Annotated in this window: 23 protein-coding genes; 12 read left to right on the top strand and 11 right to left on the bottom strand. The window is 68.3% G+C overall.

The window, feature by feature from the left end; genetic code table 11:
* Window positions 1-84: 84 nt before the first annotated feature.
* From FXF65_RS01575 to FXF65_RS01550, 6 genes are all read left to right on the top strand, one after another.
* Window positions 85-663, top strand: a complete 579-nt coding sequence (locus tag FXF65_RS01575) for a TetR/AcrR family transcriptional regulator (protein ID WP_148347734.1) — start codon at window positions 85-87, stop codon at window positions 661-663.
* 104 nt (window positions 664-767) lie between these two features.
* Window positions 768-1,814, top strand: a complete 1,047-nt coding sequence (locus tag FXF65_RS01570; protein ID WP_187412023.1) for a LuxR C-terminal-related transcriptional regulator — start codon at window positions 768-770, stop codon at window positions 1,812-1,814.
* A 95-nt stretch (window positions 1,815-1,909) separates the two neighbouring features.
* A complete protein-coding gene (locus FXF65_RS01565; RefSeq protein ID WP_187412022.1) occupies window positions 1,910-2,308 on the top strand; it encodes a YybH family protein in 399 nt (132 codons plus the stop codon).
* A complete protein-coding gene (locus tag FXF65_RS01560; RefSeq protein ID WP_148347726.1) occupies window positions 2,305-3,801 on the top strand; it encodes an aldehyde dehydrogenase family protein in 1,497 nt (498 codons plus the stop codon). The genes FXF65_RS01565 and FXF65_RS01560 overlap by 4 nt, the downstream gene beginning before the upstream one ends.
* A 76-nt stretch (window positions 3,802-3,877) precedes the next feature.
* A complete protein-coding gene (locus tag FXF65_RS01555; protein ID WP_148347724.1) occupies window positions 3,878-5,086 on the top strand; it encodes an acyl-CoA dehydrogenase family protein in 1,209 nt (402 codons plus the stop codon).
* 16 nt (window positions 5,087-5,102) lie between these two features.
* Window positions 5,103-5,591 (top strand): flavin reductase family protein, encoded by a 489-nt coding sequence (locus FXF65_RS01550; RefSeq protein WP_148347722.1) that lies wholly within the window; start codon window positions 5,103-5,105, stop codon window positions 5,589-5,591.
* 67 nt (window positions 5,592-5,658) lie between these two features.
* Here the strand turns inward: FXF65_RS01550 and FXF65_RS01545 are convergent, their stop codons facing one another.
* From FXF65_RS01545 to FXF65_RS01520, 6 genes are all read right to left on the bottom strand, one after another.
* Window positions 5,659-6,276 (bottom strand): hypothetical protein, encoded by a 618-nt coding sequence (locus tag FXF65_RS01545; protein WP_148347720.1) that lies wholly within the window; start codon window positions 6,274-6,276, stop codon window positions 5,659-5,661.
* The gene (locus FXF65_RS01540) at window positions 6,273-6,497 is read right to left on the bottom strand and encodes a hypothetical protein (protein WP_148347718.1); all 225 of its coding nucleotides are present in this window, start codon (window positions 6,495-6,497) and stop codon (window positions 6,273-6,275) included. Before FXF65_RS01540 ends, FXF65_RS01545 begins: the two co-directional genes overlap by 4 nt.
* Before the next feature lie 274 nt (window positions 6,498-6,771).
* Window positions 6,772-7,638, bottom strand: coding sequence for a hypothetical protein (locus FXF65_RS01535; protein ID WP_148347716.1), 867 nt, complete (start codon window positions 7,636-7,638; stop codon window positions 6,772-6,774).
* Window positions 7,639-7,772: 134 nt separating this feature from the next.
* A complete protein-coding gene (locus tag FXF65_RS01530) occupies window positions 7,773-8,681 on the bottom strand; it encodes a DUF5753 domain-containing protein (RefSeq protein ID WP_148347713.1) in 909 nt (302 codons plus the stop codon).
* A 413-nt stretch (window positions 8,682-9,094) separates the two neighbouring features.
* The gene (locus FXF65_RS01525; RefSeq protein WP_148347711.1) at window positions 9,095-9,925 is read right to left on the bottom strand and encodes an SAM-dependent methyltransferase; all 831 of its coding nucleotides are present in this window, start codon (window positions 9,923-9,925) and stop codon (window positions 9,095-9,097) included.
* Window positions 9,926-10,390: 465 nt separating this feature from the next.
* Window positions 10,391-10,930, bottom strand: a complete 540-nt coding sequence (locus FXF65_RS01520) for a hypothetical protein (RefSeq protein WP_148347709.1) — start codon at window positions 10,928-10,930, stop codon at window positions 10,391-10,393.
* A 106-nt stretch (window positions 10,931-11,036) separates the two neighbouring features.
* On the opposite strand from FXF65_RS01520, the gene FXF65_RS01515 reads away from it, so the two are divergent.
* From FXF65_RS01515 to FXF65_RS01505, 3 genes are all read left to right on the top strand, one after another.
* On the top strand, window positions 11,037-13,469 hold the full coding sequence (locus FXF65_RS01515; protein WP_187412021.1) for a TIR domain-containing protein: 2,433 nt from the start codon (window positions 11,037-11,039) through the stop codon (window positions 13,467-13,469).
* Window positions 13,470-13,656: 187 nt separating this feature from the next.
* Window positions 13,657-14,334 (top strand): MIP/aquaporin family protein, encoded by a 678-nt coding sequence (locus tag FXF65_RS01510; RefSeq protein WP_148347704.1) that lies wholly within the window; start codon window positions 13,657-13,659, stop codon window positions 14,332-14,334.
* Window positions 14,335-14,367: 33 nt separating this feature from the next.
* A complete protein-coding gene (locus FXF65_RS01505; protein WP_148347702.1) occupies window positions 14,368-14,934 on the top strand; it encodes a ferritin-like domain-containing protein in 567 nt (188 codons plus the stop codon).
* Here FXF65_RS01505 and FXF65_RS01500 read toward each other — a convergent pair.
* From FXF65_RS01500 to FXF65_RS01480, 5 genes are all read right to left on the bottom strand, one after another.
* On the bottom strand, window positions 14,898-16,064 hold the full coding sequence (locus tag FXF65_RS01500) for a hypothetical protein (RefSeq protein WP_148347699.1): 1,167 nt from the start codon (window positions 16,062-16,064) through the stop codon (window positions 14,898-14,900). The genes FXF65_RS01505 and FXF65_RS01500 overlap by 37 nt on opposite strands.
* The gene (locus FXF65_RS01495) at window positions 15,971-16,609 is read right to left on the bottom strand and encodes a hypothetical protein (RefSeq protein ID WP_148347697.1); all 639 of its coding nucleotides are present in this window, start codon (window positions 16,607-16,609) and stop codon (window positions 15,971-15,973) included. The genes FXF65_RS01500 and FXF65_RS01495 overlap by 94 nt, the downstream gene beginning before the upstream one ends.
* Before the next feature lie 203 nt (window positions 16,610-16,812).
* Window positions 16,813-17,487 carry a recombinase family protein gene (locus FXF65_RS43420; RefSeq protein WP_187412020.1) on the bottom strand — a complete coding sequence of 225 codons (675 nt, stop codon included), beginning with the start codon at window positions 17,485-17,487 and terminating at the stop codon, window positions 16,813-16,815.
* Window positions 17,488-17,534: 47 nt separating this feature from the next.
* Window positions 17,535-18,527 carry a hypothetical protein gene (locus tag FXF65_RS01485; protein WP_148347695.1) on the bottom strand — a complete coding sequence of 331 codons (993 nt, stop codon included), beginning with the start codon at window positions 18,525-18,527 and terminating at the stop codon, window positions 17,535-17,537.
* A gap of 374 nt (window positions 18,528-18,901) precedes the next feature.
* Window positions 18,902-19,672 (bottom strand): aminoglycoside phosphotransferase family protein, encoded by a 771-nt coding sequence (locus tag FXF65_RS01480; RefSeq protein ID WP_222868310.1) that lies wholly within the window; start codon window positions 19,670-19,672, stop codon window positions 18,902-18,904.
* Between the two features lie 1,050 nt (window positions 19,673-20,722).
* Here FXF65_RS01480 and FXF65_RS43415 point away from each other — a divergent pair.
* The 3 genes from FXF65_RS43415 to FXF65_RS01465 are packed head-to-tail and all read left to right on the top strand — an operon-like array spanning window position 20,723 to window position 22,868.
* Window positions 20,723-21,541, top strand: a complete 819-nt coding sequence (locus tag FXF65_RS43415) for a MinD/ParA family ATP-binding protein (protein ID WP_187412018.1) — start codon at window positions 20,723-20,725, stop codon at window positions 21,539-21,541.
* Window positions 21,538-21,897 carry a hypothetical protein gene (locus FXF65_RS01470; RefSeq protein WP_148347693.1) on the top strand — a complete coding sequence of 120 codons (360 nt, stop codon included), beginning with the start codon at window positions 21,538-21,540 and terminating at the stop codon, window positions 21,895-21,897. The genes FXF65_RS43415 and FXF65_RS01470 overlap by 4 nt, the downstream gene beginning before the upstream one ends.
* On the top strand, window positions 21,894-22,868 hold the full coding sequence (locus FXF65_RS01465) for a DUF6177 family protein (protein WP_148347692.1): 975 nt from the start codon (window positions 21,894-21,896) through the stop codon (window positions 22,866-22,868). The genes FXF65_RS01470 and FXF65_RS01465 overlap by 4 nt, the downstream gene beginning before the upstream one ends.
* The last annotated feature ends 74 nt before the right edge of the window (window positions 22,869-22,942 follow it).

The raw sequence follows: 22,942 nt of genomic DNA, 5'->3' as shown, positions 1-22,942 counted from the left end.
CTCCACCCTTAACTCGTACTGCGGTATACGACTTCAATGCCCGGAGGCTAACACGTATTCCGCAGTACGAGTTAGAGTGTGCGCATGCCCACCGCCTCACCAGGACGGCGCCGCCGCGCGGACGCCGAGCGCAGCATCGCCCGCATCGTCGGCGCGGCCCGCGAATGCCTCAGCGGGAACTCGAACGCGAGCATCGACGACATCGCCCGGCACGCCGGGGTCGGCCGGATGACGCTCTACGGCCACTTCCCCAACCGGGCCGCGCTGGTGGAGGCCGCCCTGTCGGACGCGCTGCGCGCGGGCGACGAGGTGCTGTCGGCCATCGACCTCACCGGCGACGCCCGGGACGCGCTGGCCCGGTTGCTCGAACCCAGCTGGTCCCTGGTGGCCGAGTCGATGGCGCTGCTGGCGGCGGCTGAGGGCACCCTTCCCGCCGGACGCATCCGCGAGATGCACTCGGCCCCGGCCCAACGCCTCGAAGAACTCATCCGCCGAGGCCAGGACGAAGGCGTCTTCCGCACCGACATGCCGATCGCGTGGCTGGTCGGCGTGATCCAGTACGTCCTGCACGGCGCGGCCGAGGAGATCCGCGCCGACCGCCTGGCCCAGGAGGACGCGCCCAAGGTCGTCACCGAGACGGTGCGGTCGATCCTGACCCGCTGACGGCGCGCGGCGGGGCCTGGACGATCATGACTTCGCAGGTCGGAGCGATAATCAGTGGCCGTGCTGTCTAGCACGAACGTATGTCGGCGGCGCATACTCGCTGGATGGGCGACGACATCGATGTCGGCGACGCGATGGTCGCCGACGAGGAGCGTTTGAGTTCCGGGCTGGCCGTGCTCGTCACCGCCCGGGGGCTGGACGAGCTGCAGGACCGCTACTTCGAGTGGGTCGCGCGCCATGTGCCGTCCTTCGCCTTCGGCGTGTACCTGTTCGACCCCCGGACGGGCGAGACGCGCGCGTCGGCGGTGCGGGGGCTCAGCCGGTTCTACGTCCACCGCTACGAGCGCTTCGGCCGGGCGGTCGACCCGGTGCTGCGCGGCGCGGTCGAGGCGCGGCGGGCCTTCGACGACTCCCTGGTCGCGCCCGCCGACCAGTGGCGGCGGGCGCCCATCGTCCGGGAGCTGTTCCGGCACTACGACATGGCGCACGTGATGTGCGCGCCGCTGGTCAGCGGCGGCGAGATCGTCGGGACCGTCAACTTCGCCCGCAACGGCGGCGAGCCCGCCTTCGACCAGGGCGACCGGCGGCGGGCGACCGTCGCGGCGATGATGTTCCAGGCGGCGGTCGCCGCGACCGACCTGGTCACGGCCATCGACGCCGAGCGGGCGGCGTGGTGGGGCGCCCTCGAGGCGAGCGGCCAGGCGATCGTCGTCACCGACCTGGAGCGGGCCGAGCGGCACGCGAACCGTCCCGCGCGGGCGCTGCTCGACGCGGCGGACGACGCGTGGTCCGTCCTCGACGCGGCGATCGACGGCGGCGAGGCGACCCGGCGGCTGACCGTGCGGTCCGCCGGGAGTGGCGCGCCGACCGAGGTCAGCGTGACGTCCGCGCCGCTGCCCGAGCGGCCCTCGGTGATCGTGTCGATCCTGTCGGCGGAGTCGTCCGCGCCGGGGCTGCCGCCCGCGCTGCGCCGCCTGCTCACCGGCCGGGAGGCGGCCATCGCCGAACTCGTCGCCGCCGGGCGGCGCGACCAGGAGATAGCCGCGCGCCTGCACATCAGCCCGAACACCGTGAAACACCATCTGAAGTCGATTTACGCGAAGCTCGATGTGCATTCGCGGGTCGAGCTGGCCGGTCTGTTTATGCGCTGATCCCGCCTTCGCGGCGAGGTCCCACCTTCGGGTGACCTCAGCGTCCCCATAAACGGGTGATGTGCTGGGAATGGACGATTTGTAGCGTCTCGGACATGGGATCACACAACAGTGTCACGGAGCTCAACGATCTGTTCGTCGAGACGATGAATGCCGGTGATCTGGAGGGCGCGCTCTCCTGCTGGGACGAGAACACGGTGTTCCAGACCGGCCCCGGGACGCCCCCGGCGCGCGGCATGGACCAGCTCCGCGCGGCGCTGGCGGAGTTCCTCGAACTCAAGCCGCACCTGTCGATCAAGGAGCTGCACCGCGTCGAGGCCGACGACATCGTCCTCGTCGCGCTGCGCTGGGAGCTGACCGGGACGGGCCCGGACGGCACCCCGGTCGAGATGAGCGCGGTCGACTCCAACGTCTTCCGCCGCCGCGCGGACGGCACGTGGCGCATCGTGATCGACAACCCGTTCCACTCCGCCCACATCGGGCTCGACTCGTGACCACGGTCGCCACCGGCCGCCTGACGATCGACCGGCCGCTGCCGGCGATCGTCGGCGGTGAGCGGCGGCCGGTCGCCGAACTGCTCCCGGCGGTCGAGCCGGCGACCGGCCGGACGTGGGCGCACATCGCCGACTGCGACGCCGAGGTCGTGGGCGAGGCGGTCGCGGCGGCGGCCGCCGCGTTCGAGACCTGGCGGACGACCTCCCTCGCGGAGCGGCAGGCCGTCCTGTGGGCGATCGCCGACCGGCTCACCGCGACGGCGGCGGAGTGGCCCGCGCTGCTCGCCACCGAGAACGGGCGGGCGATCCGCGAGGCGCAGCTGATCGACGTTCCGACCGCCGCCGAGATCTTCCGCTATTTCGCCGGAATGACGCGGGGCATCCACGGCGAGACGATCCAGGGCGCGCCCGAGTCGTCGCACGTCTACACCACCCGGCGGCCCCTCGGCGTGATCGCCGCGATCGTGCCGTGGAACTCGCCGCTCATCTCCGTCGCGCACAAGCTGGCCCCGGCGCTCGCGGCGGGCAACACGGTGGTGGTGAAGCCGTCCGAGCTGGCGTCGGTGAGCACCGTCCGCTTCGTCGAGGCGATCGCCGACCTGCTGCCGCCCGGCGTCGTCAACGTGGTCACCGGCCTCGGCGCGAGCGCGGGCGACGCGCTCGTCACCGACCCGCGCGTCGCCAAGATCAGTTTCACCGGCGGGACGGCGTCCGCGCGGACGATCCTCAGCCGGGCGGGCGGCGCGCTGACCCCCGCGCTGATGGAGCTAGGCGGGAAGGGCTCGCTCGTCGTCGGCCCGGACGCCGACCTCGACACCCTCACCGACGACGTCCTCACCGGGATCTTCGCCGCCAACGGCGAGGTGTGCTTCGCCTCGTCCCGCGTCCTCGCGCACGCCGACGTGCACGACGAGCTGCTGGAGCGCGTCGCGGCCCGCGCCGACCGGATCCGCGTCGGCGACCCGCTCGACCCGTCCACGCAGCTCGGACCGCTGATCAGCGTCGCCCACCGGGACCGCGTCGCGGGGGCGGTCGACAGGGCCGTCGCCGAGGGCGTCACCGTCGCCGCGGGGCACGTCGTCCCCGAACTGGGCGGCGACCTCGACGGCGGCGCGTTCTACCGGCCGACCGTTCTCGCCGACCCGGACGGCCGGACGAGCGCCTCGTGCGACGAGTTCTTCGGCCCCGTCCTCACCGTCGAGCGCTGGACGGACGAGGACGACGCCGTCGCCCGCGCGAACGCCGTCGCCTACGGCCTCGCCAGCGGCGTCTGGACGACCGACCTCGCCCGCGCGCACCGCATCGCCGGTCGCCTTGAGGCGGGCATGGTCTGGGTGAACACCTGGTTCGCCACCCCCCTCGGCCAGCCCCAGGGCGGCGTGAAGGCCAGCGGCTTCGGGCGCGAGGGCGCCGCCGAGACGATCGCCGAATACCAGGCCACGAAGGTCGTCAACGTCAGTCTCGATACCGCGCGCCCCCCGATGTGGGACTGAACACTCTTCATCCGGCCCGTGCGCAGCGGCCTGGCCCGGCGCGGCTGAAGCGCCACCCGAACCTCGTGGAGGAACAATGGATTTCCGGCTGGACGAACAAAGCCTGAGAATGGCGGAGATCGGGAAACGGCTCGCGGCCGAGATCGCGCCGCGCGCCGCCGCCGCCGACGAGCAGCGCGCCATTCCCGCGGAGAGTTTCGCCGCGTTGCGCGAGGCGGGACTGTACGGGGCGGGGCTGTCGACCGACCTGGGCGGGCTCGGCGTGCGGTCCACGGCGTGGCTCGCGACCGTCGAGCAGCTCGCGCAGGGCGACGCCTCGACGGCCCTCGGCTTCAACATGCACTACGTGGCGACCCGCATCGCCGCGGAACTGCCGTCGTTCGACCCCGAGGTCAAGAAGCACGTCGCCGCGCTGGTGATCGACGACGGCGCGCTGATCTCGGCGCCGCTGTCCGAGCCGTCCTCGTCGAGCCTGCTGCCCGGTACGTTTCTCCCGTCGGTGACGGCCACCCGCGCCGCCGACGGCGGGCTGCGCGTCAGCGGGACGAAGATGTTCGCGTCGATCTGGGAGGCGAGCGACTACGCCTTCATGTTCGCCCGTCCCGACTGGAGCGACGACCCGACGTCCGTCATCGCGTTCCTCCTCCCGGTCGACCAGCCGGACCACATCGTGGTCGAGGACGTCTGGGAGACGCTCGGCATGCGGGCGACGCGCAGCAACAAGGTCAACATCACCGACGCGCACGTCCCGGCGGAACTCGTCCTCGGACCGATCGACGACTTCGTCACCAACTGGATCGTCGCGCAGGCGGCCGTGAGCTGGGGCGGCTACACCGGCTGCTACCTCGGCCTCGCCGAAGGGATGGTGGCCTGGCTGACCGAGAACCTCGGCAACCGGACCGCCAAGGGCTACGCCCAGCCGATGGGCTACCACCCGACGATCAGCTCCGCGATCGGACGTGTCGCGACGCACGTCGAAGCGGCCCGGCTGATGATGTACCAGGCCGCGTGGAACGCCGACACGACCGGCCCGGGGCTGCCCACCTGCCACGCCTACCTGAAGGCGAAGCTGATGCTGGCGGACGCGATCGGGCGCCTCGTCGAACTCGGCACCGCCGCGGGCGGCCTCAACGCGCTGATGCGTCCGAGGGGCTACGAGCGCATGCTGCGCGACGTGACCACGGCGGCGATCATGCCGCCGAACGCGTACGCCTGCGCCGAGATGGCCGGACTGATCACGATGGGGCTGGACCCGGCGCAGGCCCCCTCGCTCGCCACGGCCTGACGGACAGGTGATCGAAATGCAGGAGGTCACCGAGGACGTCGCGGAGCTCAGGCGGACCTTCGGGTGCTTCCCGTCCGGCGTCGCCGCGGTGTGCGCGCTCGTCGACGGGACGCCGACCGGCATGGCGGCGAGCACGTTCACCTCGGTGTCCCTCGCCCCGCCGCTCGTGTCGATCTGCGTGCAGAACACCTCGGAGACCTGGCCGAAACTGCGGCACGCGCCGCGGCTCGGGCTGAGCGTGCTCGCCGAGAACCACAACGAAGCCTGCCTGCGCCTGTCCCGCAAGGAGGGCGACCGGTTCAACGGGGTCGACTGGGAGGCCCGTCCGGGTGGCGGGGTGTTCGTCCTGGACGCCACCGCCTGGCTGGACTGCCGCCTCCACGACGAGATCCCGGCCGGCGACCACGTGATCGTCCTGCTGGAGGTGCTGAGCCTGGCGGCCAGGCCGGAGACCCCTCCGCTGGTCTTCCACACCAGCCGCTTCCGCCGCCTCGCCCCGGTGTGAGCGGCCCCGCCCGGCACGGGCTCTGGCGTCCCCCCGCCAGTGCCCGTGCCCGGCTCCGTCGTCCGGGCTACGGGTCGTCGAGCGGGATCCAGGTCCATCCGTTGGTGTGCGTCTCTTTGACGTCCACCTGAGTGCAGATGAAGGACTTGGTGTCGATGAGCTGGTAGTCCACGGCGATCTGGTAAACCTGGTCGGACAGGATGAGGCCGAATTCGGCGTTCCTCTCCTTTAGCTGCTGCTTGAAGGTCTCCGCCTCAAGGAGGCGGAAGAGAAAATTGACGGGCATTCCGATGACACCGTGCGGTTCCCGGTGTACGTAGCCGTCGGCGAGGGCCATTCGCAGCCGGAGCGCGTGCCGCTCGTCTGAGACGGTCCTGTTGTGGGCTCTGATGCCGCTGCGGATCTCGTCCAGGAAAACCGTGAGAAGCACTTCCAGGCCCGCGGACTTGGGAATCATCAGGATTCCGTCGCCGCGATCCTCGGGGCGGGCAGAACGCCACGGGACGCCAGCCGTGTCGCATGCCTGCCGCGTGATCCGGTAAAGGGCCTTGTGCATGCTGATCTTCGTAGCCTCGTCGTACTGCGAGAACCCGCGAATGTCGTTCGCGGCCAGCAGTTGGTGGCGCGGCTTGGCGCCGGAAGGGTTCGGCTGGCCGATGACGGTCCGCAGGAAGAAGTCGATCAAGACGGAAACACCCTGGCTTTCGTGACGGTTTCGCGGAGCGGGTCGTCCCAGAACTCGACGAGCTCGTCGGCGCTGAGTTCGTGCATGATCGGCTTGCGGTCGAGGAGCCGGCCCGTCCTGACCATCCAGACGGTCGTCAAAGTCATGGCTAAGGCGGCCTCGTCCGCGCATTGCGGGCCGGTACGGCGACCGCGTTCGCGGGCGCGGCGCGCGGTGGACATGGGGGGCGTCAACGGTTTTCTCCAGCATGGTCTCGCAGGTCAGGCGACCGGAATGGATGCTCGGAACTATTCCGTCTCGCCCGAAGCGCGCTCGCTGGTTCGCCACTAAAGAAATATTCGTGAAGCAGAAAAGTCGCCCAGCGACTGGTTGTGAACGTCTGTGAACGGTCGTGAACGACAGTGCAGGCGCGTGAATGGCGGTAAACGTGGTCGACTCGCGCCGGTTCGCCCGGCAATGCGGGTGATTGTCAAAGACCCGCTAGAACGAGGAACCTCAGTGGGCCTCGTCGCCTTCGACCGTGACGGGACGGTCGGCGAGGTCCAGGCGGGAGAGCCAGGACCGGAAGAAGTGCATGGCCGCCTCGTACCCGTACGCCTTGGCCATTTCGGCCAGCGATTCGGCGCGCGTGCGCGCGTGCCGAGGGTCGATGCTCTGCTCGGATTCCTGGAGTAGACCCAAAGCCGCGGGATGGCTGGGGCCGGCGTTGAGGAGATAGGCCACTGCTTTGCTGCGGTACTCGGGGGAGAAGGCCAGCGCGACGGCGAGCTGGTAGATGGCTTCGGGGTCTCCGAGCTTGGCCTGCTCGGCTAGGACTCCGCCGTAGGCGCCATGGGCACCGAGGACGGCCAGTTCGCCCGGCTCCAGGTGGACCGGATCAGCGCTACGGCGCTTAGTGCCGGGATCGGCCAGTGCCATCGACGGCATGACCGACGATTGGTCGTCCGACGAGGCAGACGGGTTCGGCGCCGGGCTCGCGGCACGGACATCGTCCTGCTGTCTGGCCCGGCGGAGCCGTTTCTGCCACGCCCTGAGTATCGCTTCCCATTTGAGTGGGGCGCCGGTGGCCGGGTCGGTTCGAATGCTGCCGTTCTCCGCCGCGCAGCGAAGGAAGCAGAGTACGAGGACGGCGAGCGGTGCGGCCGATGCCTGGCGGGCGCCGTTGAGCAACTGACTAATGTTCGAGCGGGACAAACTCGTCGGAAGGCTCAAGCGGCCGTGCTTGAGAGGAAAGAGCTCATCGAGCTGCGGAATGATGCGGATGACGCTTGAGTAGGTCGGCTCGCCGCAGTCGGAGTGTAACCGCCGAAGATCGGCGGCGAACTCCTCATTTCCCGCTGGATAAAAGGGTCGGTGGCTCATGGTGGTCCGATCGACGTGTCTGGGGCATGCCGCGCGGCGGGCATATCACGCGCTGACACCGACCCGGTCTCCTCAGCCTGGCATGGCGGACAGCGCCTTGTCTGTGCCGGATGACACGGTACGACACGACTTGATCACATAGAGTTGATCAGCTGGTCCAGTATCGCGGGTGTTCGCTCGGGCGGCGGCGCCTGTGTCCCCAGAAGGTTCATGGCGTGCCGGTAGTAGTCCCTGTCGCCGGGCCGGAGGGGATACACCGCGCTGTCCAACTGCTCCAGGAAGACCAGGTCGCGCAACTCGTGGGTGCGCCATCGCAGCATCGTGATCGGGCCGCCCAGCGCCGGATGGCCGCCCAGCTCGAACGGCAGCACCTGGACGGCGATGTTCGAACGCGTGCACAGCCCGCGCAGGTGCTCCAGTTGACGGCGCATCGTGACCGGCCCCCCCAAGGGTCGGCGGAGCGCCGCCTCGTCGATGATCGTCCAGATCCGCGTGGGCTGGTCGGAGTGCAGGATGCGCTGGCGTCGCATCCGCAACTGGACTCGTAGGTCCATCTGCTCATCGGTGATCTTGTCGGGCAGCGAACTCAACTGGGCGCGGGCATAGTCCGGTGTCTGTAGCAGGTCGGGGATCGACTGGACGGCGTAGGACCGAATGACCCCGGCGGTTTGCTCGGACCCCAGGTATGGCAGGAACCAGGCGGGAATCAATTGCCGGAAGGGCTGCCACCAGCCGGGGCGGCGCGACTGGCGTGCCATCTCCACCAGCACCACACGCGTGCCATGCTCCTCGACTTCATAAAGGTCGCAAAGCGCGACCACGTCGTCGAGCAGAGAGCCGATCAGACCCAGTTCCATGCTCACCAACCGGGCTTCGGAGCCGACCACCCGCGCCGCGTCCTGCCTGTGCAGTCCGCGCTGCTTGCGGAGTCGGCGTAGCCGGGCGCCGAGCAGCAGCCGTGGCATCGTCGGGCCCAGGGCCTCATCGGCACTCATCTGCCCGTACAACTGGGCGATGAGCTGGCCTCCCAGCGCCACCGTCACACTGCCCCCTCTTGGCGCGTTCCAGCGAGGCTGTTTCGGGCGACGCGCGGCACCCATTCCCCGGAATCGCACAACGAGCTGAGATACCGGGTTCTCATTTCTAGCCGTACCAGTTCACGGCCGATGCCGCCACCCCGGCGGGCGTGCGGAACAGAGATTAGGGGTGACCTGTTTCGCGGTACGGGCGGGAGCATGAATACCATCGGGCATCCTTCTCCTGCCTGGATGTTCGCGCGATTTCGGCTTGTGGTCAGACCCGCTTCCCCAACCCGACAAAGCATGCATGGTGCAGCCAGTACGTGAGTCAGGACAAGGCGCCTGCCGGGCAGCCATGCTCCCAGAGACAGGAGTCCGAGGAAAGGACCGGTCAGCGGCCGGTCCGTAACAACTCGCACCGCGTACCGGTGAGATCCTCAACCCGCTGATTGGGGCTTGCGGGCCACTCCGCAGTACTGGTCGGACTCGGCGGGTTCCCCGAATGGCGGCGGCTCGGGACGCCAGCGCGTACAGGTCACGACTCCGGGATCGACCAGCTCCAGGCCCGTGAACAGCGACGCGATCTGTGCCGGGCTGCGGTGGATACCCGGCGGCTTGCCGAACTGGTTCCATTGACGGATCGCCTCAGCCATCTTCTCGCCGGTGGCCTCGATCGTGGGATGGGCGATGGCGAGATAGCTGCCCGGCGCCGTTTCCTCCATCAATCGTCCGACGATGCTGAGGGCCTCCTGGTCGTCGGTGATATGCCACACCACGCCCAGCATCGTGATCGCCACCGGTGAGGAGAAGTCAAGGGTCTCCCGCGCGCCCCGCACGATCGCTTCCGGATCGTGCATGTCAGCGTCCAGATACGAGGTGGCGCCCTGCTGAGAGCTGGTCAACAAAGCACGCGCATGCGCAAGCACCAGCGGGTCGTTGTCGACGTAAACAATGCGCGATTCAGGGGCGATGCGCTGGGCCACCTCATGGGTGTTGTCTGCGGTCGGCAGCCCCGTCCCGATGTCGAGGAACTGCCGAATCCCCTGCCCGACGAAGTAGCTAACGACACGCTTCAAAAACGCCCGATCGGCACGGGCCTGCTCGACGATATCGGGCAACACCTCGGCGATCTGGTCACCCAGTCGCCGATCGACCAGATAGTTCTCCTTCCCGCCCAACCAATAGTCCCAGATCCTGGCCGAATGCGACACCGCGGTGTCAATGGCAGAAGTCGACTGCAAATCAGGCGCCCGCGAATCGTCCACCATGGGAGTTCCCTCCGATCAGGAGAAACCATTCCGACAATATAACAATACACACGCGAACTGAACCCCCTCGCGGCGGTCTGCAAAGCCATATCCGTGTACCCGCGCATCAGGCCCCGCCAGCCGATCGCACAACTATAGCCGCGTGCGTTACCGCCTCTCCAGAGAATCGTTTGCCCCTGCGCTCCACCTGTTGTCCCGCGTTCCGCAAGTCTTGACTAAACACACATTTATCTGGAGACACCAAACCATCATCAGACTCATCGGATATACAGCCGCGAGACCGGAGCGCTTTCCGGTTGAAATTGGTCATCGCCCTACGCCATAAGCCGAGCAGCCGAGCGCGGTGGCCGGATAGTGCCACAGGCCCCGCCCGGCATGAACGAACCCGCAGGTCCCCGTCCCAGGTACGCCCCCTCGCCACCGGAGCCCCCTGCGCATGGAGGGTGGCGGCGGCGCGCGGTGTTGCTAGCGGGGGGCGGTGAGGCTCAGCAACTGGTGTTGTTCGGCTTTCAGCCGGGCGAAAGAGGTCCTCACGTAGTCGAGGTACGCGGTGCCTGGATGGGGGATCAGAGCCTTGTTCGAAGCGTCCTTGGACTCGCTGGTCAGCAGGACTTCAAAGGAGGTCACGTGGGAGCAGAAGTCCTGGACGGGCGCGGGGACTTCGGGTTCGATCAGCAGGTCCGCGTGGCTGATGATGAGATCCCGCATTCTGGTGTTGGCGGGCATCAGCGCTCCGTCACGCCACAGGGGCCAGTCTTCCCACTGGGGCTGACCGGGCTGCCGTTCCTGTTTCGTAGGTAGACCAGCGTCGCGGAGGGATTCCCAGATCCGTTCGTTGACCTCGACCAGGGCGTGCAGCGGGCCATAGAGGTCGCGAAGTTGGCTGTTCACTCGTGCCAGGCGCGCCTGGCGAAGCTCTCGGCGTGCTTGTCCGCGCTCGTTGAGTACATAGATGAGAACGGCCACGAGGACGCTCGCGGCGGCGGTGAAGGCCGCAGTCTCCATGCGTGAACATTAGCCTGCCCACCGAGCGCCGTTCCTGTCCCGGAAATCTCCCACGGCGCGGAGTTGTGGGCGATCCTGTGCTCGGGCGTCATGGACGGGAGACGACGTGCACGTTCTGGAGTTGAGCAACGAGGACGCGGGGGCGTTCCGTGTGCGGTTACTGCGCCGGGGCGAGCCGTATGGCCTGTTTCATCGGCTCACCTATGACAAAGACGAGGCGCTGCTCGAGTTCTATCCTCCGGCCGTCGACGGGCAGCCGCTCAGCGAGGCCGGGCTTACCTCGACCAGTCGCGCTTCGAGCTTTCGACAGGCGCGAGATGAATGGTTCAAGGTGCCGGGCGGGCCTCGGATCAGCCCGGAGAACTCCCGCGAACTCGCAGCGTGGCTCGAAGGCGAACTGAGCAAGCCGTGGACGCCTCCGCCTCCACCGGACCGGCCGCCGTTGCCCTCGCAGGCGCGGTCACGAGCAGGTGCTGAGCTGCATCAGACCGGTGACCGGCGGGTGACGTTCTATGTGGGAGGGGTACTGGGGTACGTCCGGAAGGAGGCGCAGTGGTTGGAGGTCAATCGCCTCTCCGATGGGCGGCACGTCATCGACTGCCTGCTCAGAGGCCGCCGCCGAATTCGTCGGCTGGTCCTCGAGCCCGGCTCCCCGCTGGTGGTCGTCCTCGGCTGGGACCATTCCGACCTGCAACCGGGGAGACAGCCGGTGGAGTACTCCTTCCCGTGGGGCCAGCAGACCTTGAAGGCCACTCTCACCGGTCCGAAGTACGTCGCCGGTGATCCGCGGTTCGAGCAGGACTTCGAAAGCGAGCTGGACGCGTATCTGACAAGCCTTCCGCTTGCCCAGGTCCTACTGGACCTGCGAGGCGAGCGCGCTTCGGCGCCATCGGAACAGTTGATCCTGAACCGCCACGGTATTCGAGGGCCTGCCGATTCGTCCGGCCAGAGCCCCACCGCAGTCTTCGTCAGCTATTACCACGGCGGTAACGCGGCAGCCCGAGAAAGGTTCGAGCGCGAGTACGGGACCGTCATCCGCAGCTCGTCCATCTATCCAGGAGAGATCAATACCGGCCCGGAGGTACGCCGCGAGATCCGCAAACGGATCGCCGGGTGCGACTTCCTCGTGGTACTCGTCGGACGCGAGACCTACACCCGGCGCTGGGTCGACTGGGAGATGCACGCCGCCTTGACCCGGACACGCGGCACCGCCAAGCCGGTCGTGGGAATCCTGCTCCCGGAAATGGCGGACACTGGCGCCTTCCTCGTTCCCCGCCTGGAGCCGGTGCTGTCGCGCCGATCGGTCACCGAGGTGCTACGCCGATCCGACGAACTCTCACAAGAATTGCTGGCTGAGACGGGCACCACACTGCCCGCAAGACTGCTGGACAACCTCCTCACCGGCTATGCCACGCTCATCGCCTGGCCGGCCTCTTCGGAAGCGCTGATCGAAGCCCTGGCCACGTCGACCGGTCGCACTCGCCCGGTGACCAAACGCCCCTTGTTCACCCGAAATCTGGGTCCGGCGATGGATAAGGACCCGCAAAAGGAACCTGCGCCCCAGGACGCGCCCACGGTAGTCGAGGACGCAACGGCCGACGACGCGACGGCCGACGACGCGACGCCACGGCGGCCCAGCGCCGAGCCCCCCTCGCTGGAGCGACTGCTGGCCCGGTTGGGCCGGGTTCGACACTTCGGCGCGCCGAAGGTGGTCGCCGGACCGGACGGCACCTGGCTGGCGACGGCCTCCGAGGGACTCGTCGAACTGTGGGATCAGGCCACTCGCACCCGGCTCCATGTGTTCGACGGCATGTGGGGCGACATCGAGGGCTTGGCGGTGAGCCCCAGGGGCGACTGGATCGCCGCGGTCGATGGAATTCACATGGTCCGGTTGTGGTCCGTCCCGTCTTACGAACTGCTCCTTGAAAGGTGGGCCGGACAATGGGGAGCGGGTGCCGTGGCGACTGACCCGGAGGGTCGCCGACTGGTCGTCGGTGGAAGCGACGTACAGATCTGGGACATCCCGAGCGGCGAGCGGCTCCAGGTTCTGAAGCCGCCCGGCCGCGGCACGGAGGCGCTCTTCTACGGCCCCAACGGTCAATGGCTCGGCTGCGTCGGAGGATCTCATGCCACCGTACGCATCTGGCCGATCCCAGGCGCGGAAACAAAACTCGACCTCACCAATCGGGTCAAGAACGCTTGGATCGGCTATCTCGTCGTGGACCCAGCCGGTCGCTGGCTGGCCACCGCAGGCGGAAGCGCGGTGCAGGTCTGGGACCTCGTCACCGGCAAACGACTGCAGTCGCTCACACCTCCCGGCGGGTCGTTGAAGGACCTGATCGTCGGCCCAGAGGCCCAGTGGCTCGCCTGCACCGGCGGCGACGAAACGGCGGTCCGCATATGGCCCGGCCAAACCACGCGCCCGGCCGAACACATCGATCGACCACCGCAGCAAACAGGTCACTGGACCACAACAGGCACCCGCGGCACCGTCCAAATCTGGTCCCCTGGCCCAGGTTCGCCCGGCGGGCTCGATTGAACGCACGACCAATTTGGCGTTTTCCAACGCGAACCTATTGCGGCATGGCCAACACCTATCCGCGAAGCAATCACGGCCGTAATGAGCCCGTAAGGGCGACCCGGCGTCTCGAACTTGAATGAGGTGAAACGATCGGTGAACCGCGGCAAATGAAATGCCGCGTTTCCGCAATCACAGGGGGACGGACATGCGCAGTTACGTCACGGAGTTCATCGGAACATTCTTCCTGGTCTTCACCGTGGGCTGCACGGTCCTGGCGAAGGCCCCGCTCGCCCCGCTGGCCATCGGCGCGGTGCTGATGGTGATGGTGTACGCGGGCGGGCACGTGTCCGGGGCGCACTACAACCCGGCGGTGACGCTGGCGGTGTTCTTACGGGGACGGATCAGCCTGGTCGACGCCTTCGCCTACTGGACGACCCAGATCGTCGCGGGCGTGGTCGCCGCGTTGGCCGCCAAATACGTGGTGAACCCGGGTCGAATCACAGAGTTGTCGCCGTCTGGACGCGCGCTCGGGACGGCACTCCTGGCCGAGGTCGTGTTCACGTTCGCGCTCGCCTACGTCGTCCTGAACGTGGCGACCAGTAAGGACCACCCGAACAACAGTTTCTATGGGCTCGCCATCGGATTCACCGTGCTGGCCGGCGCGCTGGCGGTCGGGGGCGCCTCAGGAGGAGCGTTCAATCCCGCGGTCGCCCTGGGCGCCGCGACGATGGGCCTGTTCGCCTGGACGAAGATATGGATCTGGCTACTGGCCGATCTACTCGGAGGCGCCCTGGCCGGCGCGGTGTTCCTGGTCCTCAACCCCGAAGATCGCACTCTCATGAACACCTCGGCGGAAACCCCGGCGGAGACGTCGCCGGTCTGACCGGCCCGTCGCCTCGCGAAGGGGAGACCACTCATGAGCAGCATCGCGCGCGAACTCGCCGAGCGCGCCGGTGTCGACGTGGACGCCCTCGTCCAGGAGTTGACGTCGGCCGCCCGAGCGAAACTGTCCGCGCATTACCGTTACACGGTTCTGAACGCGAGCCTGACCGCCGTAATGGGCCAGGATCTGCAAGAGGTGCTCACGGACGTGCGCGCCGAGCACCATCATCATTTCGACGCCCTGGTGACCAGGATCTATGAACTGGACGGACGCCTGCCGGACGACCTCAGCCAGTTCGCAACCGCCGATCCCGCAGACGAGACTCCGCTGGGCACCATCAGCGACAGTCCACACGCCTTAGTGACCGCACTCATCGAATCCGCTCAGAAATCCGCGCGCCACTACACCCATCTGTGTGAACTCACCCAAGACAAGGACCACCGGACCTACGACATCGCCCAGGCGATCCTCTTCGAGCAGAGCGAACACGAGTCCTGGTTCCGCGAGTTCCTCGCCACAGGGCCACCGGCCCGATTCCAACGCGGTTTCCGCGGCAGATCCCCCTACCTCTCCCGCCTCCCACCCAACGCCCCCGGATAAACGCCCCCTCCCGCGCACGGCCGGATATGGTGCAAGCGATCGATGGCGTGTGCGATCAGCGCGATTCCGAGGATCGGCACCGCGAGGAGAATCGGCCCTCGGAGAAGAATCTGATCCGCGCTGTCACGAAGGGTTTCCGGCATGAGGTGAACGGCCAAATTCGCTGTTTGGACGATCGTCATGTTCGGTGCGGCGCCGTGCCGGAGGACGACGCCCTCGGCGGCGACTCGGAAGAGGCATAACGCCGTATAAATGCCCAGCGCGCAACAGCGGGAAAAGAACACCAGCATGGTGTCGGTTCCGGCTTTGCTCAGGAGACGCCGTTCGGACGCCATGCCGGCGGCCAGAAAGGTGGCGCCCATCGCCACGTACGTCCATCCATGCCGTCCCTCAGGAGGCCAGGCGAGCAGGCCGAAGAGGACGCTCGACGGGGTGGGCGATCCGGCGTCCTCGAACTGCTCGCTGGTGGGCGAATGCCAGGTGAACAGTTTGACCCAGGCCGTGTACTTGGCCGTGCCGAACACGAAAGCCCACATCGCTCCCACCACCGGTGTGACCCACCATTGTGGGCTGGCAGCGAGGGAGATTGAGGGAATGACGGCGGCAGCCGGGCGACGTGCGGTGACGACCACCGTCAGGGCCGATGCGACCAGCCCTACCACCAGTCCTTGGAAAGCCGCCGCGCTGCAAGTTTGGAGAGCCTCTCCCACTGCGATGACCGCCAGCGTCCGAGAAACGTCCCCGAACCATTCCCCCAGGGACCACACGATGGCGGAGACGACGCCCGCGACGCATCCCCACACCGACGCGGTCGCGACGAAGAGGATTCGCGATCCGCTCCACGGCCTGCCCGCGGAGTGATGCGTCAGCCAGCCGAGCACCACCGCGAAGACCACGATCCTCACCATCTGGCGTACCGGGCCGGACTCCGGAGCGACATCCGGATCGGCGAAGGCGACCAATTCCTGGTAATGGACGTGCGTGTTCGACCCGCGGACCAGAACGGGCAGCGCCAGGACGGACTGGAGCGCCGCGGCTAGGGCGACGAGCGCGGCGACCCGGCCGCGACCGCCGAGAGCTCGAAGGTCTTCCCAGGCCGGTGAATTCCCCGCCGCTCGCCGTTCAGCCATTCCACCTCCACTTTCCAGGTGCAGTCGCATTCATCGGCCACGGCGACGAGGTTGACATAGGAGTAGTCGGTTTCCGTCACCGCGAAGGGGAACTTCACCACGGGCACGGTGCCCAGCACCCGCGTGGTCGCCTTCCCGTAGGACGACGAGCCGATCTTCTGTCGCAGTGAAGCCGGCTGACCGACCGGGAACTCGTCCAGGGCGACCGGCGCGTAGTGCTTTTCAGGCGGCAGCGAGCCACCGCATTTCGGCACCATGTGCCGACCGGTCCGCGGCGGTGCTCGCCGGATCACGGTGATCTTGATGTCCTCGATGACCACGGCCGCGGATCCCGACCCGTTCACTGTGACGATCGTCTCCGACCGCTCGGCGGGCACCGCCCCGTGTTCGTCGAGCCATCTCCGGTACTTCCGGGCGTCGCGCATGGCCAGGGCGCCGTCCGGCGGCGGCGCGGACGTGTCGCCGACGATCCAGCCGGAACGCTGATCACACACGGCGGGGGCCGCCGTCACGGTGACGTTCGGTCCGTCGCGTCCCGAGAGCATGCGCCTTCCACGTTCTGTGAACGCGAACCCTCCCGCCGCGACAATGGCGAGCACGATGACCGGTACGGCCCACCGCCTTCCGAACGTGCCGCCGATTATGACCCGCGAGACCCCCTGGAAAAGGTAGGCGTCCCTGCCGACGGTGGAATCCGAGATCGTTTGCGACCTGTCGTCGGGGCCGCCCCCGTCTTCTCGCTCGGCCATCAGTCGCCGCGGTCCACATTGACGTCGCCGTCCACCTGGTCCACCTGGATGCCGTCTCCCCCGACAGCGGACCTCGAAATGGTCTGACCGTCCTCCGCCTCCTGATCATCCTCGCCTTCGGGGGGCGGGGCGGGCGGATCGCCCGGCCTGCGGGCGGCCGATCCCCGGACGGTCACGTCTCCGGACACTCCGCGCAGCTGGACGGCGTTCCCGCCGATCCTCGATCCGCTGATGCGCTGGGAGCCCCTGCCACCGTGCGGCGCACCGCCCGCGTTTCGCGAACGGAGCCCGGCCAGCGAAAGAGCGACTCCGAGCACGGCGGCGATCGCACCGATGACACTCGCGTACTTGTCGGCATCGTCAAGTCCGACAGCGAAAAAGAACAAGCCGAGAACACCCAGCACGGTGCCGCCCGCGACAACAGCGGCACGCCGGAATCCGTTGCGAAAGGACAGCATGCCGACAATCATCGCGTGATGCGTGGAATACGGACAAGCCGATCGCTTCTTTTTGACGATTCTCGGTCGAGTCCGCGTGAAGTGTCGGCGGCAAAACGAACCGGCGGCCTTGCCGGAATCGGTGTCGGCGAAGACCCGGCGGCATCCGGCGGCAGTGAGCGCGTCGAGTTGGCGTTCGAGGTTCTGCCCGCTGGTCGAGACGCGACTCCAGCGCACGGATGCCGCCCGTCGCGCCCAGGTGACGGGTGCCGTTCCGGCGAGCGCTAGGGGTGGCTGAGGAGTTCCGGGTGGCCGTCGTTGGTGGCCCAGATGACGTGGCCGCCGAGGGTGGTGGAGAGCCCCGTGATGGTGTTGCTGGAGCCTGTGGTCGGCGCGGTGGTGTCCTGGGTCCAGCGGACGCCGTTCCAGTGCAGCAGCAGCACGTCGTAGCTCTTCTCGGGATGGTCGTCGTCGACCGTGTAGGTGGCGCCGCCCGCCCAGACGTCGTTCGGCGCGCGCGCCGTGACCTTGATCAGCGAGCCGGTGGTGGTCGGCGAGGGGTGGTCGAACGGGCTGGGGACGAACCGCCACCGCCTGCCGTCCCAGTGCTCGGTCAGCGTGCCTCCCCGCTGTCCGGTGCCGGTCGTGTAGCCGACCGTCCAGGCATCGTTCGCGCCGATGGCGACCACTGACCAGGGCACCGCATAGGTGCCGTCGGTGTGGCCCGCGATCTGTTCCATGGGTACGGCGCGCCACGCCGCCCCGTCGTAGTGCAGGGCGAACAGTGTGTTCGGGGCCGACTCGGGGTTGTCATAGGTGCCGATCGCCCAGATGTCATGCGAGGACCGCCCGCTGATCGCGGTCAGGCTGGAGTGGAGCCCGGGGCCGGGGACGGGCACGGTGACGCGGCTCCAACTTCCGCCGTCCCAGTGCTCGACCAGGGCGGCGGTTCCGTCGCAGCCGACCGCCCAGGCGTCGTCCGGAGCGAGCGCCGCCACGCCCCAGAGGGCCGCGTACCGGCCCCGAAACTCCGGACTGGGGATGATGCTCCAGCTCGCGCCGTCCCAGTGCTGGATCTGCGTGATGAAGTTCTTCCCAGCGGGAGGGGCGCCCCGCCGACCGACCGCCCATGCGTCGGACGGCCCGGCGACGGCGATCGCCTCCATCCTGCCGCCGCCGTCCGGCCCCGGGACGTTGCGCCAGTCCCGGCCGTTCCAGTGCGCGAAGCCGCGGTCGCCGCCGAGGGCCCAGGCGTCGGTGTCGCTGAAGCTGCTCACCGGACCGGTCACGCCGGTCGCCGGCGAGGCGGTCCAGCCTCCCGCGGCCCGCGCCGGACCTATGGGAAGCGATAACGCCGCGAGAGCTGCGAAAGCCGCGGCGAGGAAGGGGTCAAGACGGCGCATCGGAGGTTCCTTCTCCTAGATGACAACGCCTTTACTTAACCATTACTTCACCTGTGTATCAACGGTGTCCAGGGCGATTTCCGGGGCTGTAGGGAACGGGAAGCAATGCGCGCGGGACGGGATCTGGTGGGCGTTCGGCCGGGAGAATGGCCTTTCCGCCTTCACGGGGCCCGGATCGGAATCCTGGAGCGGCGAAGCTGATCACCCATCAAGGAGCAAGCTGGGCAGCGCGGTTCGCGACCTGGTAGCTAGTCGAACAGGTGGCGGTTGGTTTGGCTCCAGGCCAGTCGCTGGGTCAGTTCGTTCAGGTAGCCGGTGGCGACCCAGCGGGCTTGGGGTTGGCGTCCGGCTTCCGCCAGTCTGCGGACTTGGTCGATGGCGTCCTGCTGGACGTCGATGACCGCGTCGATCAGCCCTGTGGTGGAGGTCAGGCCGTAGGCGGCGGCGAACGTCTCCAGGCGGTGGCGGCGGTCGGGGGGCTCGGGGTAGCGCAACGAGCGCAGGCATTCGGCGTCATCGCGGAACGGAGCGGCGTACTCCAGGGCGTAGGCGACGTCGTGCATGCGGTCGGCCGGGCGGGCGTAGTCCCAGTCAAGAACCCCGACCGGGCGTTCGTCGTGCCACACGATGTTCCAGGGGCCGAAGTCTCCATGGCAGACCACCTCGTCACGACCCACTCCGCGCCGACCGGTGAACCAGCTGAGCTCTTCGGGCGGACGGAAACCGGCGACGGTGTCGTGATAATCGCGTAGCAGGCGGGCAAAGGCAATCAGTCCTGCGTCGTTGACTACGTTGGCCCAGCCACACGGCCCGGACTCCCCGTCCAGGTAGGTCAGGACCTCACGGCCCTGCTGATCCATTCCCAGGACTCGCGGTGAGTAGGGGAAACCCGCCTGCTCCAGATAGCGGAGCAAGGCATGGACGGCCGGTGTCCACGGATGGGGCGGCCTGCGGACGGTGTCGCCCAAGCGCACCACTTTGCGGTGTGGGGCGTCCTGGAGCACCTCCTCGTCTGCCACGCATGCAAAGCTACCTACGGCGCTCAGACGTGGCAGAGTCCAGACGGACGGAGTGCGAAGCCACGATCACACGGCATCGGCCTCCGGGCGCGCTTACCCGACTAACCAACCGGCAGCCCTGACTTGCCATGATCGCCTGAAACTTGGCTCACCCAGCCTTAAGGTGCTGACCAGACCGGCAATTGCGGGGAGATATGGCGGGCTCGCCGATAGCGCGCTTTCGTGGCCGACACCGATGCTGGAGCGGCGCGCGAGAAATGAGTGTGGAAGACGGTTCCCCAAGGCGAGGCGACGGACCTGGCGGATGCGGTCCGTTCTGTATCTGCCGATGCACGGGCTTGACTACACTCGTCAGGATTCAAGTGCTTTCGTCGTGCTGGATACCGCGAAGTTAGGGGATCGGTGTCCGTTCGAGACTGGCAGCACGATGTGCTGCAGGAACTCGGTGTTCTGGAAGCCGGTCTTGTTCCTCCGGGGCCGCGCGCCGACCAGCGGCATGAAGCCCCGTCGGGCGCCGCTCCGTCAGGTGAAGGGCAGGACGGTGCCCCTCCAGCGGCCTTTCGCCACGTCGACGTCGAACCGGAGACCGCGCCGCCCCACGATGAACGGGAGCCGCCCGTCCCGATTGCGTCTGATGAGGCTGACTGGCAAGCGGAGCTTGAGGCGCCGCGAACACGTCCGGAAAGGCAGCGGCCAGAGCCGGACCCGGCCGTGCCCCTTCCCCTGACGGACGGACCGACCGAGGATGCCGGCCGACCGGAGTCGCCGCCGCCCAGCCTGCCGCCCAGCCCGCCGTCCGGGACGGTCCTGCCCGCGCCGACGAGCGGCTCGCAGCCCGTGACGGCTCCGGAAGCTCCGCTTGGCGCTGTCCCCGCGCCGTCCGCGCCCGCTCCGGCGTCCGCGTTCTCTCGGCCGTCCTCCCCAGCGCATGGGACGTCCCCGGCAGTTCCCCCCAATCGCGCGGATCAGCCGTCGCCTGGCGACCTGGTCCGGGGCAATCCGCACGGTGATCCGGGCGTTCGACGGTTGCGCCGGGGCGTGTGGAGGGCCGTGGGTTCGTCGGTGGCCAACCAGGCGCAGCACTCCGCCGATCTCGCGGCGGCGCTCGGCAGGCCCGTGCCGTCGTGCCGAAGGATCGCCGTCACGAGCATCCGCGGGGGCGCCGGGAAGTCGACGGTGACCGCCCTCGTGGCCGACGCCATCCGGGCGTATCGCCAAGATCGGACCATTGCCATCGACGCCGATCCGGGACTGGGATCGTTGCCGATGCGGCTGGGCGTCACCTCGACCCGCTCCGTGCGGGATCTCGCTGCCGCGCGGTCGCGGTCCTGGGAGGAGATGTCGGCCTTTCTGGCCAGGACCCCCCAGGGGTTGTGGGCGCTGTCGGGCACCTCCGGCGGCCAGGTCGGTGAGGAACTCGACTACACCGTCTTCGACCGGGGGGTCGGACGGCTGAGCCGCTACTTCGCCGCCTCGGTGGTCGACTGCGGCGCGGGGCTGGTCTCCGGCCTGCAACGCAGCATCCTGCGCTCCGCGCACGCGCAGGTGTTCGTCGCCCCCGGGACCAGCGACGGCGCGTTGAGTGCGCGGTCGGCGCTTGACTGGTTCGTGGAGAACGGTCTCGAATCGCTGCTGATGCGCACCGTCATCGTCTTGGTCGCCCACACTCCGCACCCCGATACGGATCTGGAACGCGCCCGCCAGTGGCTCGCCGCCGGCGGCCTCCGGGTCGAGATCATGCCGTACGACCGGCACCTGGCCACCGGCGCCGTCATCGACGCCGACCGGATCGGCGGGGCCAGCCGGACGGTGGCGCTCCAGGTCGCCGCGCAGGTGTTCGCGCATTCGCTCACCTGGACCAGGACGTGAGCCGGGAGATCATCGTGCTGTGCCCCCGGCGGCCCGGGATCGGCGCGTTGCTTGAGCGGGTCGGTATTCGGGTCGGGGTCCGCGGGGACGACGGCCTCAAGGCGCTTTCGCAGGCCGCCGCGACGCAGGTCTTCGATGCCGCGGACCGGATGCTCCTGGTCATCAGGGATCCCGTCCTGGTGGAAGTGCCGGGGGAGGCAGAGCGGCTCCTCGGCATCGAGGTGCCGTCGCCGGTGTGGTGGGTCGAGATTCGTGCGGCGGCGGGCGTCGCCGAAGGCGAAGAACTCGCCGCGCGATGTGCCGGGGAAATGATCGTCCTGGACGGTGGAATCATTTGTGATGGGACGAGGCGGTGAGCGACCAGGCGGCCTCGCCCTCGGCCGGAGGAGCCGACGCCCGCACGGATGAGGCCGAGGTCTTCCTCGTCGACCGGCAGCCGGTGGCGCTCAGCCCGAGCCTGTCGGAGGCGGCACGGGAATGCGCGGCGTCTGGTCGCAAGCCGCAGATCGTGACGTGCTACGAGACACGGCTGACCGTGCCGATGCGGGAGTTGACGGGCGGCGGCGCGGAATGGATCGTCAGGGCGGACGGCGGCTATTACGACGGCAACACGGGTCGTCCGCTGCACTGGAATGGATCGGCTTTCGTGCCCGTCCCCGACGCCCAGGACTACGCCCCCGGTTACAAACGGCGCCCGGACGAGCCACTGGGCACTCACCTGACCCTTGTTCTCCGGGCGCCGCACCCCGCCAACGGACCACTCGGCGGGATCGTCGAAGACCTCATGCACATGCTCACCGGGGAGGCCCCGGCCGGGTGGGGGCCCGCCGAGCCGGCCCAGCACCTCTGGAGCTGCGTCGACCTCGGTGCCTTCGTCCGCGGTCAGCGCGGCCTCACGCCGCCGGTCGTGAGCGTCGGGGCCGGCATGTTCCCCGCGATCGCCTTCACGGAGTACGCCCAGAGCCGGGACGGCGGCCACAACGAGCTGACCACCCTCGTCCTCGGCTGCCCACCGGGTGAACCGCCCCCGGTGAAGGAACTGCCGGCGTTGATCGGTGAGATCGCGAGCAGACATCCCCTGGTCTCGCTCCTCGCGCATGTCCGTCCGGGACGAGCCGATCTGACCGTGGGCCCTCAATGGGCGGGCCCGTCCATGCCGGTGGCGTTGGCTGTCCGCGGAGACCCTCCCGGCCTGAACGGCGTCCCCGCGGCCAGGATCGGTCCGCCCCAGGCGCCGGTCACCTGGTTCAGCCTGAGCAGTGGCAATCCTCGCGACGATTGGCGGAACTACCACCGGCTCCTCCAACAGCTCGGCCAGCGGCGATGAGCCTGGCATTCCGTCCGCTGCCGTCGCGGATCCGCGGTCACGGGGCCGATCGTTGCGGGATCGTCTAATGTCGT

This window comes from Actinomadura syzygii, from assembly GCF_008085905.1.
Lineage (GTDB): Bacteria > Actinomycetota > Actinomycetes > Streptosporangiales > Streptosporangiaceae > Spirillospora > Spirillospora syzygii.
This window is presented reverse-complemented; position numbering and strand designations above follow the sequence as displayed.